Annotated in this window: 16 protein-coding genes; 10 read left to right on the top strand and 6 right to left on the bottom strand. The window is 60.4% G+C overall.

Translation table 11 applies throughout. The features are described 5' to 3' along the window. Positions 1-41: 41 nt before the first annotated feature. The 3 genes from der to NUV89_RS03515 all read left to right on the top strand — a co-directional run bounded on the left by der (position 42) and on the right by NUV89_RS03515 (position 3,560). Positions 42-1,511: a ribosome biogenesis GTPase Der gene (gene der / locus NUV89_RS03505; protein WP_124525057.1), complete on the top strand. Its 1,470-nt coding sequence runs from the start codon at positions 42-44 to the stop codon at positions 1,509-1,511. A 121-nt stretch (positions 1,512-1,632) separates the two neighbouring features. Further along, positions 1,633-2,781: a pyridoxal phosphate-dependent aminotransferase gene (locus tag NUV89_RS03510; RefSeq protein WP_257780306.1), complete on the top strand. Its 1,149-nt coding sequence runs from the start codon at positions 1,633-1,635 to the stop codon at positions 2,779-2,781. Continuing rightward, the gene (locus NUV89_RS03515; protein ID WP_257780307.1) at positions 2,769-3,560 is read left to right on the top strand and encodes an amidohydrolase; all 792 of its coding nucleotides are present in this window, start codon (positions 2,769-2,771) and stop codon (positions 3,558-3,560) included. Before NUV89_RS03510 ends, NUV89_RS03515 begins: the two co-directional genes overlap by 13 nt. A gap of 169 nt (positions 3,561-3,729) precedes the next feature. On the opposite strand, the gene leuA is transcribed toward NUV89_RS03515, so the two are convergent. The 4 genes from leuA to NUV89_RS03535 form a co-directional block, all read right to left on the bottom strand. Beyond that, positions 3,730-5,409 (bottom strand): 2-isopropylmalate synthase, encoded by a 1,680-nt coding sequence (gene leuA / locus NUV89_RS03520; protein ID WP_017736812.1) that lies wholly within the window; start codon positions 5,407-5,409, stop codon positions 3,730-3,732. Between the two features lie 322 nt (positions 5,410-5,731). Next, positions 5,732-6,553, bottom strand: a complete 822-nt coding sequence (locus NUV89_RS03525; protein ID WP_257780308.1) for a M23 family metallopeptidase — start codon at positions 6,551-6,553, stop codon at positions 5,732-5,734. Positions 6,554-6,556: 3 nt separating this feature from the next. Next, positions 6,557-7,936, bottom strand: coding sequence for an exodeoxyribonuclease VII large subunit (gene xseA, locus NUV89_RS03530; protein ID WP_257780309.1), 1,380 nt, complete (start codon positions 7,934-7,936; stop codon positions 6,557-6,559). A 30-nt stretch (positions 7,937-7,966) separates the two neighbouring features. Continuing rightward, positions 7,967-8,857, bottom strand: a complete 891-nt coding sequence (locus NUV89_RS03535) for a LysR family transcriptional regulator (RefSeq protein WP_257780310.1) — start codon at positions 8,855-8,857, stop codon at positions 7,967-7,969. Positions 8,858-8,956: 99 nt separating this feature from the next. On the opposite strand from NUV89_RS03535, the gene NUV89_RS03540 reads away from it, so the two are divergent. The 4 genes from NUV89_RS03540 to guaA all read left to right on the top strand — a co-directional run bounded on the left by NUV89_RS03540 (position 8,957) and on the right by guaA (position 13,666). Further along, complete coding sequence (locus tag NUV89_RS03540) at positions 8,957-9,724, top strand: sulfite exporter TauE/SafE family protein (RefSeq protein WP_257780311.1); 768 nt, start codon at positions 8,957-8,959, stop codon at positions 9,722-9,724. A 161-nt stretch (positions 9,725-9,885) separates the two neighbouring features. Continuing rightward, positions 9,886-10,434 (top strand): hypothetical protein, encoded by a 549-nt coding sequence (locus tag NUV89_RS03545; protein ID WP_017736807.1) that lies wholly within the window; start codon positions 9,886-9,888, stop codon positions 10,432-10,434. A gap of 104 nt (positions 10,435-10,538) precedes the next feature. Then, the gene (gene guaB, locus NUV89_RS03550) at positions 10,539-12,008 is read left to right on the top strand and encodes an IMP dehydrogenase (protein WP_017478674.1); all 1,470 of its coding nucleotides are present in this window, start codon (positions 10,539-10,541) and stop codon (positions 12,006-12,008) included. A gap of 80 nt (positions 12,009-12,088) precedes the next feature. Next, positions 12,089-13,666: a glutamine-hydrolyzing GMP synthase gene (gene guaA, locus NUV89_RS03555; protein WP_124525050.1), complete on the top strand. Its 1,578-nt coding sequence runs from the start codon at positions 12,089-12,091 to the stop codon at positions 13,664-13,666. 67 nt (positions 13,667-13,733) lie between these two features. Here the strand turns inward: guaA and NUV89_RS03560 are convergent, their stop codons facing one another. After that, the gene (locus NUV89_RS03560; protein ID WP_257780312.1) at positions 13,734-14,504 is read right to left on the bottom strand and encodes an APH(3')-II family aminoglycoside O-phosphotransferase; all 771 of its coding nucleotides are present in this window, start codon (positions 14,502-14,504) and stop codon (positions 13,734-13,736) included. 161 nt (positions 14,505-14,665) lie between these two features. On the opposite strand from NUV89_RS03560, the gene NUV89_RS03565 reads away from it, so the two are divergent. Beyond that, positions 14,666-14,920 carry a helix-turn-helix domain-containing protein gene (locus NUV89_RS03565; protein WP_257780313.1) on the top strand — a complete coding sequence of 85 codons (255 nt, stop codon included), beginning with the start codon at positions 14,666-14,668 and terminating at the stop codon, positions 14,918-14,920. Then, on the top strand, positions 14,904-16,139 hold the full coding sequence (locus NUV89_RS03570; RefSeq protein ID WP_257780314.1) for a type II toxin-antitoxin system HipA family toxin: 1,236 nt from the start codon (positions 14,904-14,906) through the stop codon (positions 16,137-16,139). Before NUV89_RS03565 ends, NUV89_RS03570 begins: the two co-directional genes overlap by 17 nt. A gap of 16 nt (positions 16,140-16,155) precedes the next feature. Here the strand turns inward: NUV89_RS03570 and treR are convergent, their stop codons facing one another. Next, on the bottom strand, positions 16,156-16,860 hold the full coding sequence (treR, locus tag NUV89_RS03575; protein WP_257780315.1) for a trehalose operon repressor: 705 nt from the start codon (positions 16,858-16,860) through the stop codon (positions 16,156-16,158). 216 nt (positions 16,861-17,076) lie between these two features. Between treR and treP the strand changes: the two genes are divergently transcribed. Continuing rightward, on the top strand, positions 17,077-18,519 hold the full coding sequence (gene treP / locus NUV89_RS03580) for a PTS system trehalose-specific EIIBC component (protein WP_257780316.1): 1,443 nt from the start codon (positions 17,077-17,079) through the stop codon (positions 18,517-18,519). Positions 18,520-18,524 lie beyond the last annotated feature (5 nt).

Genomic DNA, 18,524 nt, shown 5'->3' on the forward strand with positions numbered 1-18,524 from the left:
GCGGCTTTTGTATTTTCTGAAATAACGAAGTGGAGAGCCGCATGGTTCCCGTAATCGCCCTGGTGGGCCGACCTAACGTCGGCAAGTCCACCTTGTTCAACCGCCTGACCAGGACTCGTGACGCCATCGTCGGCGACTTGTCCGGTCTGACCCGTGATCGCCAATACGGTGAGGCAAAGTGGCAAGGGCGCTCCTACATTATTGTCGACACCGGTGGTATCTCCGGTGACGAACATGGCATGGACGAAAAAATGGCCGAGCAGTCGCTGCTCGCCATTGAAGAAGCCGATGTCGTGTTGTTCCTGGTGGACGCCCGTGCGGGCTACACCGCTGCTGACCAAATGATTGGCGAGCATCTGCGCAAGCGCAACAAGCGTTCCTATCTGGTCGCGAACAAGATCGACAACATCGATCCTGAAGCAGCCCGTGCCGAATTCAGCCCGATGGGCCTGGGCGATGCGATTCCGGTCGCCGGCGCCCACGGTCGCGGTATCACCCAGATGCTGGAAATCGCCCTGCGCGATTTCCCCAAGGATGACGCCGAGGAAGAAGAGGGCGAAGAAGAGATCGTCGCCGAAGGTGAGGAAGCCAAGCGCATTCCTGGCCCGAGCGAAAAAGACGGTATCAAGATCGCCATCATCGGCCGTCCCAACGTGGGCAAGTCGACCCTGGTCAACCGCATGCTCGGTGAAGACCGCGTAATCGTCTATGACCAACCTGGCACCACGCGCGACAGTATCTACATCCCGTTTGAGCGTAACGACGAGAAGTACACGCTGATCGACACCGCCGGTGTGCGCAAGCGCGGCAAGATCCACGAGGAAGTTGAAAAGTTCTCGGTGGTGAAAACCCTGCAAGCGATCAAAGACGCCAACGTGGTGATCTTTGTGATGGACGCCCGCGAAGGCGTGGTGGACCACGACCTGAACTTGCTGGGCTTTGCCCTGGAAGCCGGTCGCGCCCTGGTGATCGCGATCAACAAGTGGGACGGCATGACGCCGAGCGAGCGCGATTTCGTGAAGATCGAGCTGCAACGTCGCCTGTTCTTCGTCGAATTCGCCGATATCCACTTTATCTCGGCACTGCACGGTACTGGCGTGGGCAACCTCTACGCATCCGTACAGAACTCGTTCAAGTCTGCGGTCACCCGCTGGCCGACCAACCGTCTCACCCAGATCCTGGAAGACGCAGTGGGCGAGCACGCGCCGCCGATGGTCAACAACCGCCGGATCAAACTGCGTTACGCCCACTTGGGTGGTGCCAACCCGCCGATTATCGTGATCCACGGTAACCAGATCGAGAAGGTGCCGAAATCCTACGTGCGTTACCTGGAAAACACCTACCGTCGTGTCTTGAAGCTGGTCGGTACGCCGATCCGCATCGAGTTCAAAGGTGGTGATAACCCGTACGAAGGCAACAAGAACACCTTGACCGACCGTCAGGTGAACAAGAAGCGTCGTTTGATGACTCACCACAAGAAGGCCGACAAGAAGCGCCGTGACAAGAAATAACGGCAGCTTCACGTTGTGAGAGAGGGCTCCTTTGGAGCCCTTTTTTGTGCGCGGTGGTTTGTGCCTTGACCCGGTGCAGTTGGCAGCTTAAAACTTGGGGCTCACCTGCAGGGGCCTTTCGATGATCACCAGCAAGCTGCCGAACGTCGGCACGACCATTTTCACCACCATGTCGCAACTCGCTGCCGAGACGGGCGCGCTCAACCTGTCCCAGGGCTTCCCCGACTTCAACGGCCCCCAAGGCTTGCTCGATGCAGTGGGCAAGCACGTTGCCAGCGGGCACAACCAATATTCGCCGATGACTGGCCTGCCGGCCCTACGCCAGCAAGTGGCGGCCAAGATCGCCCGCAGCTACGGCGCTACCGTCAATGCCGACAGTGAAGTGACCATCACGCCGGGCGCCACCGCCGCAATCTTCTGCGCCATCCAGGCGGTGATCCGTAGCGGCGATGAAGTCATCGTGTTCGACCCTTGCTACGACAGCTATGAGCCCTCGGTCGAGCTGGCCGGTGGTCGCTGTGTGCATGTGCAGTTGAGCCTGCAAGGCTTTGCGCTGGATTTTGCGCGGATCAAGGCCGCGCTGTCGCCGCGTACACGCATGATAATCCTCAACACCCCACACAACCCCACAGGCGCCCTGGTCAGCCGCGCCGAGCTGGACCAGTTGGCCGAATTGATCCGCGACCGCGATATCTACCTGGTCAGCGATGAGGTCTACGAACACCTGGTGTTCGACGGCGTGCCTCACGTCAGCGTGCTGGCCCACGAAGAGCTGTATCAGCGTGCTTTCGTGGTCAGCTCCTTCGGCAAGACCTACCACGTCACCGGCTGGAAAACCGGCTACGTGGTCGCGCCACCGGCGCTGACTGCCGAACTGCGCAAGGTGCACCAGTACGTCAACTTTTGCGGCGTGACGCCGTTGCAGTTCGCCCTGGCTGACTTCATGGCCGAGCACCCGGAACATGTCGAGGAACTGCCGGCGTTCTACCAGGCCAAGCGCGACCTGTTCTGCGACTTGCTGGCGCCGTCGCGTTTCAGCTTTAGCCGAGTGGCCGGCACCTACTTCCAGCTGGTGGATTACTCACAGATCCGCCCGGATCTGGATGACGTCGCCATGTCCCTGTGGATGACCCGCGAACACGGCGTAGCGACCATCCCGGTCTCGGTGTTCTACCAGAACCCACCCCAAGGCCAGCGCCTGGTGCGCCTGTGCTTTGCCAAACGCGAGGAGACGCTGCGCCAAGCAGCTGAAAAACTATGCGTGATCTAAGTGCACTGCCAGACCTGAACATCGTCCTGATCCAGACCACCCTGGCCTGGCATGACCGCCAGGCCAACCTGGAACACTTCGAGCTGCTGCTGGAGCAGGCCAAGGGCGCCGACCTGATTGTGTTGCCGGAGATGTTCACCACCGGTTTCTCCATGGAATCGGCCACCCTGGCCGAACCGGAACACGGTCCGACCCATCACTGGCTCCAGGCCCAGGCGAAAAAGCACAACGCCGTGATTACCGGCAGTGTGATTATCGAGGCCGCCGATGGCAGCCACCGCAACCGCTTGCTGTGGGCGCGCCCGGACGGCGAGGTGTGGCACTACGACAAGCGCCACCTGTTCCGCATGGCCGGCGAGCACAATCACTACACCCCCGGCGAACGCCAGGTGCAGTTCGAATTGAAGGGCTGGCGCATTCGCCCGCTGATTTGCTACGACCTGCGCTTCCCGGTGTGGAGTCGCGATGCCCAGGATACGGACCTGCTGCTGTACACCGCCAACTGGCCCGGTGCGCGGCGATTACATTGGAACCGCTTGTTGCCGGCGCGGGCCATCGAGAACCTGTGCTACGTGGCGGCGGTGAATCGGGTGGGCACGGATGGCAAGGGGTTTGCCTACACCGGGGACAGCCAGGTGCTGGATTTCCAGGGTGAGACCCTGCTCAGTGCGGGGGAGGCGGACGGGGTGTTCCAGGTGTGCCTGAATGCGGCGGAGTTGGCGGCGTATCGTGCGCGATTCCCGGCGAATCTGGATGCCGATACTTTTCAGTTTGTCTGATACACCGCAATCGCGGGCAAGCCCGCTCCCACACTGGATTGGGTTTGCACATTTCAACTTGTGAACACCGTCAAATGTGGGAGCGGGCTTGCCCGCGATGAGGCCCTCACAGCCAACAAAAAAGGCCCCTGGATTCACACCCAGGGGCCTTTCCCATTCAAGCAGCCAATTACGCCGCTTTCGCTTCCAACTGGCTCAACGAGCGGTTCAGCGCACTGAACACCGCCTTGAAGCTGGCGGTGGTGATGTTTTCATCAATACCCACGCCATGCACCGGACGCTCACCATTCACCCGCAGTTCAATGTAGGCCGCGGCCTTGGCATTGGTGCCTGCGCCGATTGCGTGTTCGTTGTAGTCCATGATCTCGACCTTGATCGGCAGCGCGGCGACCAGCGCTTCGAGGGTGCCGTAGCCCTTGCCCTGCCAGCGCAGGTTGGTTTCGCCCTGACCCTTGCCCGACACTTCCACTTCCACGCTGCTGTTGCCGTTTTCTTCCTGCAGGCGATGGCTGACCAACGCGTACGGGGTGTTGGCTTGCAGGTATTCACGCTGCAGCAAGGCGTAGATCTGGGGTGCCGTCATCTCCAGGCCCACGCGGTCGGTTTCGGCCTGTACCACCTGGCTGAACTCGATCTGCATGCGGCGTGGCAAGCTGATGTCATATTCCTGCTCCAGCAGGTAGGCGATGCCGCCTTTGCCCGACTGGCTGTTCACACGGATCACCGCTTCGTAGCTGCGGCCGATGTCGGCCGGGTCGATTGGCAAGTACGGCACTTCCCACAGGGCGTCGTCTTTCTGCTGGGCGAAGCCCTTGCGGATCGCGTCTTGGTGGGAGCCGGAGAAGGCGGTGTGCACCAGGTCGCCCACGTACGGGTGGCGTGGGTGCACCTGGATCTGGTTGCACTCCTCGACCACTTTGCGCACGCCGTCGATGTCGGAGAAGTCCAGCTGCGGGTCGAGGCCCTGGGTGTACATGTTCAGTGCCACGGTGACCAGGTCGACGTTGCCGGTACGCTCGCCGTTGCCGAACAGGCAGCCTTCGACACGGTCGGCGCCGGCCATCAGGCCCAGCTCGGTGGCGGCGACGCCGGTGCCACGGTCGTTGTGGGTGTGCAGGCTGATGATTACGCTGTCACGACGATTGATATGGCGACCGAACCACTCGATCTGGTCGGCATAGATGTTCGGCGTGGCGCATTCAACCGTGGCTGGCAGGTTGAGGATCATCTTGTGCTCGGGCGTCGGGTTCCACACCTCGATCACCGCATCACACACTTCCTTGGCGAACTCCAGCTCAGTGGCGCTGAAGGTCTCCGGCGAGTATTCGAAGGTCCACTGGGTCTCTGGCTGCTGGGCGGCATATTTGACGAACAGCTTGGCCGCGTTGACCGCGATGGCCTTGATGCCGTCCTTGTCCTGGTTGAACACGATGCGGCGGAACGACGGCGAAGTGGCGTTGTACAAGTGCACGATGGCCTTTTTGGCGCCGCGCAGGGATTCAAAGGTGCGTGCGATCAAGTCTTCACGGCCCTGGGTCAGCACCTGGATGGTGGTGTCCGCGGGGATGTGGTTGTCTTCGATCAGGGTGCGTACGAAGTCAAAGTCGGTTTGCGACGCGGCCGGGAACGACGCTTCGATTTCCTTCACGCCTACCGACACCAGGGTCTTCCAGAAACGTAGCTTCTTTGCGGCGTCCATCGGCTCGATCAGCGACTGGTTGCCATCACGCAGGTCGGAGCTGCACCAGATCGGCGCGGTGGTGATGGTTTTCGAAGGCCAGGTGCGATCCGGGATGTCGATGGTCGGGAACGCGCGGTACTTCGAAGACGGGTCTTTGAGCATGCTCATCGGGAAATCCTTTGTTTAGGGGCCGAAAAGAGGCGGCCTGCCGTGGAACTGTTATTGAGGATAAAGCGCGGGACGAGGCAGATCGATTCAGCCTGGCAGTCGTGCGCTGACAAGGCACAGGCTGCGGTGCTGACGAAGCTGAATGAGGGTGTGAGAGGTTTTCATAAGCTCAACCCTAACCGCCGGGGTGAAAGATGGCAAGCAGTCGGGAAAAATTGAGATAAGTTCTGCTATTGGTGCGGAAAACAAGATTTTATGGTTGGGAGTTGTCGAATGTCTCTTTTTTATTGCGCGCCATTTGGCAGGCGCGCAATCGAATTCATCAGGGCTGGAAGGCGCCGATAAAGATCGCCGGGTCGACCCGCGCATCGTTGAGGCTGACGTTCCAGTGCATATGCGGCCCGGTCGCACGGCCGGTCGCGCCGACTTTGCCCACTACGGCGCCGCGGGTCAGTTGGTCGCCCACTTTCACATCGATCTTCGACATATGGCAAAACATGCTGATAAAGCCCTGGCCGTGATCGACGAACACGGTGTTGCCGTTGAAAAAGTAGTTGCCGACCAGGATCACCTTGCCATTCGCCGGGGTCTTGATCGGCGTACCCGCTGGCACCGCGAAGTCCAGGCCGGAGTGGGGATTGCGCTCTTCACCGTTGAAGAACCGGCGCACGCCGAACTTGCTCGACAGTGGCCCGTTCACCGGTTTGTCCAGCACCAGGTTGCTGGGCAGGTTCGGGCTGAAGCTGCGGTAGGCCTTGATCTGCACCGCCAGCTCCGCCTCGATGCGCTTGAGCTGCGCCGGCTCGGGATTGACCTGGCTTTTGTTTTTCAAGGTGATGCGCTGTTCCGGGTACTTCTTGTAGCCGACGATAAACGGCAGGTTGCGCCCGCCACTGCTGATGCGCTCGTTGCCCGGCTTGACCGTCAGCGGGATGCCGACAATCGCCAGCCAGTTGTCCTGTTCCTTCACCACCAGCACCGGCTTGCCTTGGTAGCTGGCCTTCGGCGCGGCCGCCGCCGGGCCCAGATCGACGACGGCCACGCCACCCGGCACCGGCTTGTTCAAGGTGCGGGTGATGTAGCTGTCGGCGTGGGCGTTAAAGGCAAGGCACAACAACATCAACAGGCTGAATAAACGTGGCATCAATCAATCCAATAACGAAAGGGTGACGGGGGTGAGGTGGTTGTCTTCCACCCGCACTTGCAGCTGGCCTTCACCGAGGCGTGCGGTCAGGCGCTGGCCGGTGTGGGTTTGTGCGGCGTTGCGAATGGCCTGGCCGCGTTCGTCCAGCAGGATGCTGTAGCCACGGCCCAAGGTCGCCAGCGGGCTGACCACGTGCAGCGTCTGCACCTGGCTTTGCAGTTGCAGGCGACGTGCCTTGAGGCCTTCGCGCATGGCGCGGGGCAGGCGTTCGGCAAGGCTGTCGAGGCGCTGGCGCAGCAGGGCCAGTTGGCGGCCGGGGTGTTGGCCGGCGAGACGGGTTTCCAGGCGGATCAGGCGCTCGCGACGGGTATTGAGGCTGCGCTCGAAGGCGCGGCGCAGGCGCATGTCCAGGTCGTCCAGGCGCTGGGCCTGCTGGCGCAGGCGTTCGCCGGGATGGCGCAGGCGCCGGGCCATGCCTTCCAGGCGCAGGCGATCGTGGCTCAGGCGGTTGCGCATCAGCATCACCAGGCGGCGATGCAGGTTTTCAACCTGGCGCACCAGATGGCTGGCGTCTGGCGCAAGCAGTTCGGCGGCGGCAGATGGGGTAGGGGCGCGCACGTCGGCGACAAAGTCGCTGATGGACACATCAGTTTCATGGCCGATGGCGCTGACGATGGGCGTAACGCACGCATCCACGGCACGGGCGACGGCTTCTTCGTTGAAGCACCAGAGGTCTTCCAGCGATCCGCCGCCACGGGCCAGGATCAAGGCGTCGAAACCCCGCGCGTCGGCCAGTTTCAGCGCCCGCACAATCTGCGCGATTGCCTCGCGGCCTTGCACGGCAGTGGGGATCAGTGTCAGTTCAACGTTTGGCGCCCGGCGGCGGAACACGCTGATGATGTCGCGGATTACCGCGCCCGTCGGCGAGCTGATAATGCCGATGCGCCGAGGATGGGCCGGCAGCGGCACCTTGCGCTCGGTGCTGAACAGGCCTTCGGCGCTGAGCTTTTCCTTCAACGCATCGAAGGCCAGGCGCAGCGCGCCGTCACCGGCCGGTTCCACTGTGTCGAGGATCAACTGGTAGTCGCCACGGCCCTCGAACAGCGAGACCTTGCCGCGCACCTTCACCGCCAGGCCGTCTTTCAAGGCCTGGCGCACCCGCGCGGCGTTGTTGCGAAACAGCGCGCAACGCACTTGGGCGCCGCTGTCCTTGAGGGTGAAATACACATGGCCGGAGGCCGGTCGGGCGAGGTTGGAGATCTCGCCTTCGACCCAGATATTGGTGAATACGTCTTCCAGCAACACCCGCGCGCGGCCGTTGAGCTGGCTGACAGTGAGGACTTCGCGGTCCAGGCCCAGGCGGGCGAACGGGTCTTTAATCATGAGCAGAGATCTTTAATCATGGGCGGCAGTTTATAGGCATTCCTGCAAGGTTTGGCAGAATTGCTCCACCAGCGCGCTGGGCGCCTGCGCGCAGGCCAGGGCCACGGTGCTCAGGCAGTCCGGGTCGGCCAGCGGCAAAAAGCACAGGTTGGCGGGGGCGATGTCCTGCATGGATTTTGGTAACAAGGCAATACCAAAGCCGGCCTGGATCAGCTGCAACTGGGTGGTCTTGCGCGACATCACCCGTGCGGCCTTGGGGAAAAATCCCGCACGCATGCACAACTCGGCTGACAGATAGCTCAAGCCGCCGCGCTGAGGGTGGGGAATCGAGATAAACGCTTCGTCCTTGAGCTGTTCCAGTTCAATCGGCGCACTGCTGCTTGCCAGCGCATGGCTCGGCGGCACGGCCAGCAACACTTGCTCGCTATATAAAGGCGTTACACGCACGCCTTCACGCTGGCGCAGCACCGGCAGGCGCAACAAGCCTACGTCCAGGCGGCCGTCGGCGATTTCCTCCAGCTGCGCTTCCGAGGACAGTTTGACGATGTCCATCGATACGCCAGGGCAGCGTTCCAGCCAGGTACTGATCCCGTGCAGCAAGGCGCCACTCATCGGCACGGTGCTCGAATGACTCAAGCGCAGTGTGCCGAGTTGGCCGTTGCCTATCTGAGTCGTCATCTCACTGGCTTTGAGCAGCTCACTCAACAGGTTGCGCGCCCGCGGGTAGAAGGCTTCGCCCGCCGCCGTCAGCCGGGGCTGGCGCGCGGTGCGTTCGAACAGTGGGGTTTGCAGTTGGGTTTCCAGTTCCTTGATCTGCCGGCTCAACGCCGATTGGGCGACAAACAAACGCTCGGCGGCGGCGCTGAAGCTGCCACTGTCGGCGATTTCGACGAAGTAGCGCAGTTGGCGGGTGGAGATCACGCGTCATGCCTTTTCGAGATAGGTGGAGGGCGTTGAAGATATTAGTCGCAACCCTCGCCGATGGCTAAAGTGAAGGTCATCTCTTTCAAGGAGTCACCCATGGGCGCGGTTGAGCTGTTGAGCCAGTGGTCGTTTGGCGGTGTGGATTGGCTGGTGATTGCCGTGGGCGTGGTGGTGGCGTACATCGTGTTTGGCATTGCGGGCTTTGGTACGGCGCTGGTGGCGGGGCCGATCCTGATTCTGTTTATGCCGCTGTCAAAAATCATCCCGTTGCTGGTGCTGCTGGATTTTGTCGCGGCCTTTGGCAACCTGCTGCAATCGCGGCGCGACGTGAACAAGCCCGAGCTGCTGAGACTGCTGCCGTGCATGGCCATCGGTTGCACATTGGGCGTGGTGTTTTTGCTCAATCTGCATTCGGATGTGTTGCTGCTGCTGATGGGGCTGTTTATCAGTGCCTACGCGCTCTATAGCCTGCTGGTAAAGGCACGGCCGGCGCAGCTGGCGGCGGGTTGGTCGATGCCCATGGGCACCGTGGGTGGGCTGTTTGGCGCACTGTTTGGCAGCGGCGGCTTTTTATATGCGATCTACCTGAACAGCCGTTTGCCCAAGGACGCGGCGCGCGCCACCCAAAGTGCGTTGATTAGTTGCAGCACGGTGGTGCGTTTGAGCCTGTTCCTGATGGCCGGGGTGTATGCGGATTTGCCGTTGTTGATGTTGGCACTGTGCCTGTTGCCAGCGATGGCTTTGGGGTTGTGGTTTGGGCGCAGGCTGACGATGCGTCTATCACGGGAGGCGTTTGTGCGGTTGGTGACGTGGTTGGTGCTGGCCAGTGGGCTTGCGTTGATTGGACGGTATTTGAGTACTTGACCTGTGTGGGGCAGGGATTAAGCTGCCAGCCTTTAGGGCCTCTTCGCGGGCAAGCCCGCTCCCACATTCGACCGCATTCTCTCTGTAGGAATACGGTCACCTGTGGGAGCGGGCTTGCCCGCGAAGGCGTCAGACGGCACACCGCAGGACTCTCAGGCTCCATGAATTCCCAAAGCATCCTTGTCCCGAAAATTTCCACCTTGCCCGTCCACGAACCCCGCGCCCGGGCGATCGTGCGCTGGCTGGTGCGCAAGAACATCATCAAGGAAGAACTCACCACGTGCGGCCGCACCGGCAACCGCATGGGCTATGCCCTGGCCGACGGCGCCCGCGCCGTGGTGCTGCACCCGCAGGCCCTGCCATTCAATGAGCCGATCAACGGCCTGGAGATCATCTACAAGCGCTGCATCTACACGCCGGCCAAGGGCTTTCTCGAAGAAGCCGGCTGCCCGGAATGCCGCAAGGAAGTCGGCGAAGCGCTGTTCGACAGCCTGGAAGACTGGATGCCCGGCCACACCGACAACTTCACCTGCCCGCTGTGTGGGCATGAAGATGACATCAACGGCTTTCTGTTCCTGCAGGAATGCGGCTTTTCCAACCTGGGCTTCATCTTCAACAACTGGGCGGAGGCGGGGTTCAAGCAGAGCTTTATCGACGAATTTGCCGATTGGCTGGACCAGAAGATGAGTTGGGTCAAAGTCGAGTTGTAATCCTTCTATCAGTATTACCAAGTTTGTCAGAGTTTTACATTGAGCCCGGCAGGGCGCATGTATATAATGGCGCGCTTCCATTTTCCCGCTCGGGAGCCCCCGCGATGCTGCGTATCAGCCAAGAAGCTCTGACATTCGACGACATTCTCCTAGTGCCCGGTTATTCCGAGGTGCTTCCTAACGAAGTCAGTCTCAAGACCCGCCTAACCCGTGGCATCGAGCTGAATATTCCTCTGGTTTCCGCTGCCATGGACACCGTCACTGAAGCCCGTTTGGCAATCGCCATGGCTCAGGAAGGCGGCATTGGCATCATCCACAAGAACATGACCATCGAGCAGCAAGCTGCCGAAGTGCGCAAGGTCAAGCGTTACGAAGCCGGTGTGGTCAAAGACCCCATCACTATCGAAGCCGACGCCACCGTGCGTGACCTGTTCGACCTGACCCGCCTGCACAACATCTCCGGTGTTCCGGTGCTGCATGATGGCGACCTGGTCGGCATCGTCACTTCCCGTGACGTGCGTTTCGAAAACCGTCTTGAAGTCACCGTCCGTGAAGTGATGACGCCCAAAGAGCGTCTGGTCACTGTCAAGGAAGGCGCCGACAAGAACGACGTGCGCGAACTGCTGCACAAGCACCGCATCGAGCGCGTGCTGATCGTCGATGACAAATTCGCCCTTAAAGGCATGATGACCGTCAACGACATCGAAAAAGCCAAGGCCTACCCGCTGGCCAGCAAGGATGACCAAGGTCGTCTGCGCGTTGGCGCTGCAGTCGGCACCGGTAAAGACACCGGCGACCGCGTTGCCGCGCTGGTTGCTGCCGGCGTTGACGTGGTGGTGGTCGACACTGCCCACGGTCACTCCAAAGGCGTGATCGACCGCGTGCGTTGGGTCAAGCAGAACTTCCCTGAAGTGCAAGTGATCGGCGGCAACATTGCCACCGGCGCTGCCGCCAAGGCCCTGGCCGAAGCGGGCGCGGATGCGGTCAAGGTCGGTATCGGCCCTGGCTCGATCTGCACCACCCGTATCGTTGCCGGTGTGGGCGTGCCGCAAATCAGCGCCATCGCCAACGTCGCCGCTGCCCTTGAAGGCACCGGCGTACCGTTGATCGCCGACGGCGGCATCCGTTTCTCCGGTGACCTGTCCAAGGCCATCGTTGCCGGTGCTTCCTGCGTGATGATGGGCTCGATGTTCGCCGGTACTGAAGAAGCGCCAGGCGAGATCGAACTGTTCCAGGGCCGTTCGTACAAGGCTTACCGTGGCATGGGTTCGCTGGGCGCCATGTCCCAGGCGCAAGGTTCTTCCGACCGTTACTTCCAGGACTCCTCGGCAGGCGCCGAGAAACTCGTCCCGGAAGGCATCGAAGGCCGTGTGCCGTACAAAGGCACCCTGAGCGCGATCATCCACCAACTGATGGGCGGCCTGCGTTCCTCGATGGGTTACACCGGCAGCGCCGACATCGAAGAAATGCGCACCAAGCCAGAGTTCGTACGGATCACCGGCGCCGGCATGGCTGAATCCCATGTCCACGACGTGCAGATCACCAAGGAAGCGCCAAACTACCGCGTAGGTTGATGCTTCCAGCAAAATGTTAAGTAACCGGGGCTGTTCTTCAGCCCCGAGTTGTTTCTGATTCATTAGACGAGACTGACTTCATGGCCCTCGACATTCACGCCCACCGTATCCTGATCCTCGATTTCGGTTCCCAGTACACCCAACTGATCGCCCGCCGCGTGCGTGAAATCGGCGTGTACTGCGAACTGCATCCGTTCGACATGGACGACGAAGCGATCCGCGAATTCGCACCGAAAGGCGTCATCCTCGCCGGTGGCCCCGAGTCCGTGCACGAAGCCAACAGCCCGCGTTGCCCGCAAGCCGTATTCGACCTGGGCGTGCCCGTCTTCGGTATCTGCTATGGCATGCAGACCATGGCCGAGCAACTGGGCGGCAAGGTTGAAGGTTCCGAGCTGCGTGAATTCGGTTATGCCCGTGTCGACGTGGTCGGCAAGAGCCGCCTGCTGGACGGCATCGAAGACCACGTTGACGCCGACGGCCTGTTCGGCCTCGACGTGTGGATGAGCCACGGTGACAAGGTCACCAAGATGCCGGAAGACTTCCACATCCTGGCCAGCACCCCGAGCTGCCCGATCGCCGGCATGTTCAGCGACGAGCGTCGCTACTACGGCGTGCAGTTCCACCCGGAAGTGACCCACACCAAGCAAGGCGGCCGCATCCTGTCGCGCTTCATCCTCGACATCTGCGAGTGTGAAGCCCTGTGGACCCCGTCGAAAATCGCTGAAGACGCCATCGCCCAGGTGCGCGCCCAGGTCGGCACCGACAACGTATTGCTGGGCCTGTCCGGCGGCGTTGACTCCTCGGTAGTGGCTGCCCTGCTGCACAAAGCCATCGGCGACCAACTGACCTGCGTCTTCGTCGACAACGGCCTGCTGCGCCTGCACGAAGGCGAGCAAGTGATGGCCATGTTCGCCGAGAACATGGGCGTCAAGGTGATCCGCGCCAACGCTGAAGATCAGTTCTTGAACAACCTGGCCGGCGAGTCCGACCCAGAGAAGAAGCGCAAGATCATCGGTCGCACCTTCATCGACGTCTTCGATGCCCAGTCCAACAACCTGGACAACATCAAGTACCTCGCCCAGGGCACCATCTACCCTGACGTGATCGAGTCGGCTGGCGCCAAGAGCGGCAAGGCCCACGTGATCAAGTCCCACCACAACGTGGGTGGCCTGCCTGAGGAAATGAACCTCAAGCTGGTAGAGCCGCTGCGCGAACTGTTCAAGGACGAAGTCCGCCGTCTGGGCCTGGAACTGGGCCTGCCGTACGACATGGTCTACCGCCACCCATTCCCGGGCCCGGGCCTGGGCGTGCGCATCCTGGGTGAAGTGAAGAAGGAATACGCCGACCTGCTGCGTCGCGCCGACCACATCTTCATCGAAGAACTGCGCAAGGCCGACTGGTACCACAAGGTCAGCCAGGCATTCGTGGTGTTCCAGCCAGTGAAATCCGTCGGCGTTGTAGGCGATGGCCGTCGTTACGCGTGGGTCGTGGCCCTGCGTGCCGTAGAAACCATCGACTTCATGACCGCTCGTTGGGCGCACCTGCCGTACGAACTGCTGGAAACGGTCAGCGGCCGTATCATCAATGAGATCGAAGGCATTTCGCGCGTGACGTATGACGTGTCGAGCAAGCCGCCGGCGACGATTGAGTGGGAATGATCCTGCGCTAGCAGGTGAATGCTGAATAACAAAACCCCGGCCTGGTGCCGGGGTTTTGTATTTGGGGCTAGAAGAACTCGTCCAGCAGGCAGTAGAACTTCATGCGTTGCTCGTCGGGCTCGACACCGTAGCGCTCAAAGAAGGGCTTCACCCACGCCTGGCCAAGCTCGCGTTCGATGCTTTGGGCGGCCAGGGCCAAGTCTTGATGGCGGTCACTGACGCCCAGGCGTGCACAGTCGATGAAACCGCTGAAGCGCCCGTCTGCCGCCATGAAGTTCGGCAAGTAGGCATCGCCGTGGGTTACCACCCGATCATGGGTGGTGGGCTGAGTCGCCAGCAGTTCTGCAAACACATCCTCCGCGCTTTGCCCCAATCGCTCGTCGTCGAAGTCGCTGCCGTCCACCAGCCCTGCACGTATATTCTCCTGGGCACGTGGGATACGTACTTCAAGGGAATGATCGAAGGGGCAAAGCGCAACGGGCAATTGGTGCAAGGTACGCAGGGCCGTTGCCAGGATGTCGATGATCTGCGCGGCAGAAAGCTCGCTGGCGCTGGCCAGGTCCTGTCCGGGCACGGCGGTCATCAGCAGCCAATGGCGCTGGTCTTCTGTCACTTCATCGATAACCACGGGCGCCGGCAGATTCATTTGCCGCAGCCAGCGAAGGCGCTCGATTTCGTCTGCCAGTTCACCGAACTCGTCAACGGGCTCGGACTTCAGGAACAGGTCCGTGCCGTCGTCTAGGCGCAGGCGGAAGACATCGGCGCGTGACTCGCCGATGGTTTGCTGCTCGATGAGTGAATGGGGGTATTGGTCACGCCATTTTTTTGGAATGTTCACGATGCTTTCTTTCCTGGTGATACCCGTACAAGCTCAAGGTCAAGCCGGAAACCCTCAGCCTGAAGCCAAATGCAGATAAAGGACTATTCAAGCTGTAATGCATTGTATATGGTTCATGTATGAGTTTTTGTATTTTTTGAATTGTATAGGATGCATTTTCTATGGGCGACTTGGGAACATTGATCAAGGGCCTGCGCAAGGCTGCCGGTCTTACTCAGAGCCAGCTCGCGCAACGGCATGGCATGAGCCGAGCGACCATCTCGGGGATTGAAAACAATACCATTGCAGAAGTGGGTATTCGAAAAGTCGCGGCGATTCTTGAGGGCTTGGGGTATGAGTTGACTGCCATTCCCATGCGTCGGCGCAAGACCCTAGATGAGCTGAAATCGGAAAACATCCATGACGAGTCAAAGTGAGCGACTGTATATCGGTGCAGGCGGTGTTCCGGCTGGAATACTCGGGCGGAGTGAGGAAGACCGGCGCAACTCGGTTTTCTCTTACAACGACACGGTCGGCGAAGAGAATGCCGTATCCCTGACCATGCCGGTACGCCTGGAGAGTTACAACTGGGAGTATGGGGTTCATCCTCTGTTCGAGATGCACATCCCTGAGGGGCATCTCAAGGACGAACTAGTGCGGCGCTTCAGCAAGTCTGTGCGCGGCTTTGACGACTTCGCGCTGCTGGGCATTGTGGGTCCGCATCAACTGGGTCGTATCAGTGTTGCCCATGACGCGGGGGGCGAGTCACTGCCTGAGGTCAAGCTCTCCGAGTTGTTGGTGTATGACGGCGCCAAAGACCTGTTCGATGACCTTCTGAAAACCTACGCAGCCTACTCGGGGGTGTCGGGTGTTCAACCCAAGGTGTTGGTCCGCGACCTTGACGACATGGGCGCCGGCATTGAACGTCTTACCCATCGAGGCGCGACGCACTTGGTGAAGGCGTTCAACGAGTCTGACTTTCCACAATTGGCGGCCAATGAATTTTTCTGCATGCGGGCTGCATTCCATTGTGGCCTTGAGGTGCCTGAATTCCAGCTCAGCCAGCAGGGGAAATTCCTGGTGGTGAAGCGGTTCGATATCGGGGAAAACGCCTACCTCGGATTTGAGGATATGTGCGTTTTATCTGGATGGGGAACCGCGAAGAAATACGACGGCAGCTACCAGGGATGCGCGAAGCTGATCAGGTCATTTGTCACGCCCAGCCGTATCGCCAGAACGCTGGAAGACTTCTTCCTGATGGTGGCGCTGTCTGCGGGCATCCAGAACGGTGACGCCCACCTGAAAAACTACGGCCTGTTGTACGAGAGTTGCGCCGAGGACGCGGACGTTTGGCTAGCACCGGCTTACGATCTGGTGACCACCACCGTGTACAGCAGCAACGACATCATGGGCTTGCTGCTCGGCGGTTCGAAGGCTTGGCCCAAGCGCAAGATGCTGGTCCAGTTCGGGCGCAGTTCGTGCAGCTTGTCTGAGGCGCGCTGCAACGAGCTGCTGGCCAGAGTGCAAGAGGGCATGACTCGTGCGATGGCAGAGCTTTCGGCGTATCAAAGCACTCACCCAGAGTTCGCCGTAGTCGGGGAAAAGATGACTGCTGCGTGGGCGGCAGGGCTGGCCAAGAGTATCGCAGGGCAATGATCTTCCCGATTGATGCTTACCGCCGCGCAATATCCGAAAAGTAAAACTTATCCAACGTATGCCGCGACTCGGTGTATTCGAACTGCCGCCCATCCTGCAAAAACGTCTGGTTACTCACCACGATCACATGGCTTTGCCCTTCGAGGTCGAGGTGCGCCTGGTCGTCCTTGCTGCGGGGCAGGGCTTCGATGGTGCGTTGGGCGTAGGCAATTTGCAGTTGCAGGGTCTGTTCGATAAACGCGTAGATCGACTGCTCGGCAATCGCGCGGTCCAACCCCGGAATCAGTTCGGCGACGAAGTGGTTGATGTCGAGGATCACCCGTTTGCCGCCAATGCGCCGCACCCGTTTGATGCGGGTAATCAGGGTGCCCGGCTCGGCTTCGATATGTTGCTGCAGTGAGCCTTCCAGTGGGAACTGGGTAAATTCCACCACGTCTGTGCGGACGTCATCGCCCAGGTCGGCGTGGGTTTCGTAGAAGCTGACGATGCCGCCCAGTTGGAACTCAATCGGGTTGGGCGACAGCACGAAGGTGCCTTTGCCGTGGATCTTTTGCGCGAACCCACGCTCCTGCAACTGCTCGATGGCCCGGCGCACGGTGCCACGGCTGGCCTGGTAGCTGTGCATCAGTTCGGTTTCGGAGGGAAGGCGCGTGCCGCGTTGCAGGCGTTCAGTGGTGATGCTGGCAAGCAGATCCGTGTAGATCTGGTTGTATTTGCTCATGGGGATGGCTCTGTGCCTTTGCGTTCAGGCAGGAACCTTAGTGGCATGGGTGGGGTTTGTCCATTCGACCTACAGTCAGCCAGGTCCTACGCGGAATAAACTTTTTCAAACTCGTCTGTACGAGTTGTTGCTTTAACTCGTACAGACGAGTACTTTTGCCCACGGCGTGCTGCCAATGACTGCCCCCAAATAAAAAAATCAAAGTGGAAACCAAGCATGAGCCACGACTATCCGAATATTGCCCGCGAGATCCTCGAACACCTCGGGGGCAGCGACAACCTTGAGCAAGCCGCCCACTGCGTAACGCGCCTGCGCCTGGCGCTCAAGGACCCACACCTGGTCAACAGCGGCGCGCTGAACCAGGTCGATCTGGTCAAGGGCTCGTTCTTTACCGGCGGCCTGTTCCAGGTGGTCATCGGCCCCGGCGAAGTGGAAAAGGTCTACGCCGCCCTGCGCGAACAGACCGGCCTCGCCGCCGCGACCATCGCCGATGTGAAGAAGAAAGGCGCCGACAAAACCAACGCCATGCAGCGCCTGGTGCGGGTGTTCTCCGATGTGTTCATGCCGATCCTGCCCGCGCTTATCATCGCCGGCCTGTTGATGGGCGTGAACAACCTGATGGGCGCCAAGGGCATGTTCATCGAGGGCAAGACGCTGCTGGAGGCGTACCCGAACCTGGACGGCCTGTGGAGCCTTATCAACCTGATGGCCAACACCTCGTTTGTGTTCCTGCCGGCGCTGGTGGGCTGGTCGGCGGCCAAGCGGTTTGGCGGCAGTGAAATCCTCGGCATCGTGCTCGGCCTGATGCTGGTACACCCGGACCTGCTCAACGCCTGGAACTACGGCAAGGCGGTCGCCGGCCTCGACGGCCAGAGCCTGCCGTACTTCGATATCTTCGGCTGGTTCAAGATCGAAAAAGTCGGCTACCAGGGGCAGATCCTGCCGATCCTGATGGCCGCCTATGTGATGAGCGTCATCGAGAAATGGCTGCGGGCGCGAGTGCCCAATGCGATCCAGCTGCTGGTCGTGCCCATCACCACCATCGTGGTCACCGGTGTGCTGGCCCTGGCGATCATCGGCCCGGTGACCCGTCACCTCGGCATCCTTATCACCGACGGCGTGGTCACCTTGTTCGACCTGGCGCCGATGGTCGGCGGCGCGATTTTCGGCCTGCTGTATGCGCCGCTGGTAATCACTGGCATGCACCACATGTTCCTCGCCGTGGACCTGCAACTCATCTCCACCCAGGGCGGCACGTTTATCTGGCCGATGATCGTCATGTCCAACCTGGCCCAGGGCAGCGCCGCGCTCGGGGTGTTCTACATGACCCGCAATGCGCGGGACAAAAGCATGGCGTCCACCTCGGCGATTTCCGCGTACTTCGGCATTACTGAACCGGCGATGTTCGGCGTGAACCTGCGCTTCAAGTTTCCGTTCTATGCCGCGCTGTTGGGCTCGGCGCTGGGCAGTATTTTCCTGTCGCTGAACAAGGTGCAGGCGTCGGCCATCGGGGTCGGTGGCTTGCCAGGGTTTATCTCGATCATTCCGCAGTACATCCCGAGTTTTGTGATCGGGATGGTGATTGCGATCGTGGTGCCGTTTGTTTTGACCTGTGGGTTGAGCATGAAGATTGTTCGGCCTGGGTATCGGGTTGCCTGATCTAT

This window comes from Pseudomonas sp. 18.1.10 (assembly GCF_024655625.1).
Lineage (GTDB): Bacteria > Pseudomonadota > Gammaproteobacteria > Pseudomonadales > Pseudomonadaceae > Aquipseudomonas.

Bases quoted from the DNA above. Each gene is read 5' to 3' on its own strand.
- der (WP_124525057.1), top strand. From the start codon at position 42: ATGGTTCCCGTAATCGCCCTGGTGGGCCGACCTAACGTCGGCAAGTCC.
- NUV89_RS03510 (WP_257780306.1), top strand. From the start codon at position 1,633: ATGATCACCAGCAAGCTGCCGAACGTCGGCACGACCATTTTCACCACC.
- NUV89_RS03515 (WP_257780307.1), top strand. From the start codon at position 2,769: ATGCGTGATCTAAGTGCACTGCCAGACCTGAACATCGTCCTGATCCAG.
- leuA (WP_017736812.1), bottom strand. From the start codon at position 5,409: ATGAGCATGCTCAAAGACCCGTCTTCGAAGTACCGCGCGTTCCCGACC.
- NUV89_RS03525 (WP_257780308.1), bottom strand. From the start codon at position 6,553: ATGCCACGTTTATTCAGCCTGTTGATGTTGTTGTGCCTTGCCTTTAAC.
- xseA (WP_257780309.1), bottom strand. From the start codon at position 7,936: ATGATTAAAGACCCGTTCGCCCGCCTGGGCCTGGACCGCGAAGTCCTC.
- NUV89_RS03540 (WP_257780311.1), top strand. From the start codon at position 8,957: ATGGGCGCGGTTGAGCTGTTGAGCCAGTGGTCGTTTGGCGGTGTGGAT.
- NUV89_RS03545 (WP_017736807.1), top strand. From the start codon at position 9,886: ATGAATTCCCAAAGCATCCTTGTCCCGAAAATTTCCACCTTGCCCGTC.
- guaB (WP_017478674.1), top strand. From the start codon at position 10,539: ATGCTGCGTATCAGCCAAGAAGCTCTGACATTCGACGACATTCTCCTA.
- guaA (WP_124525050.1), top strand. From the start codon at position 12,089: ATGGCCCTCGACATTCACGCCCACCGTATCCTGATCCTCGATTTCGGT.
- NUV89_RS03565 (WP_257780313.1), top strand. From the start codon at position 14,666: ATGGGCGACTTGGGAACATTGATCAAGGGCCTGCGCAAGGCTGCCGGT.
- NUV89_RS03570 (WP_257780314.1), top strand. From the start codon at position 14,904: ATGACGAGTCAAAGTGAGCGACTGTATATCGGTGCAGGCGGTGTTCCG.
- treR (WP_257780315.1), bottom strand. From the start codon at position 16,860: ATGAGCAAATACAACCAGATCTACACGGATCTGCTTGCCAGCATCACC.
- treP (WP_257780316.1), top strand. From the start codon at position 17,077: ATGAGCCACGACTATCCGAATATTGCCCGCGAGATCCTCGAACACCTC.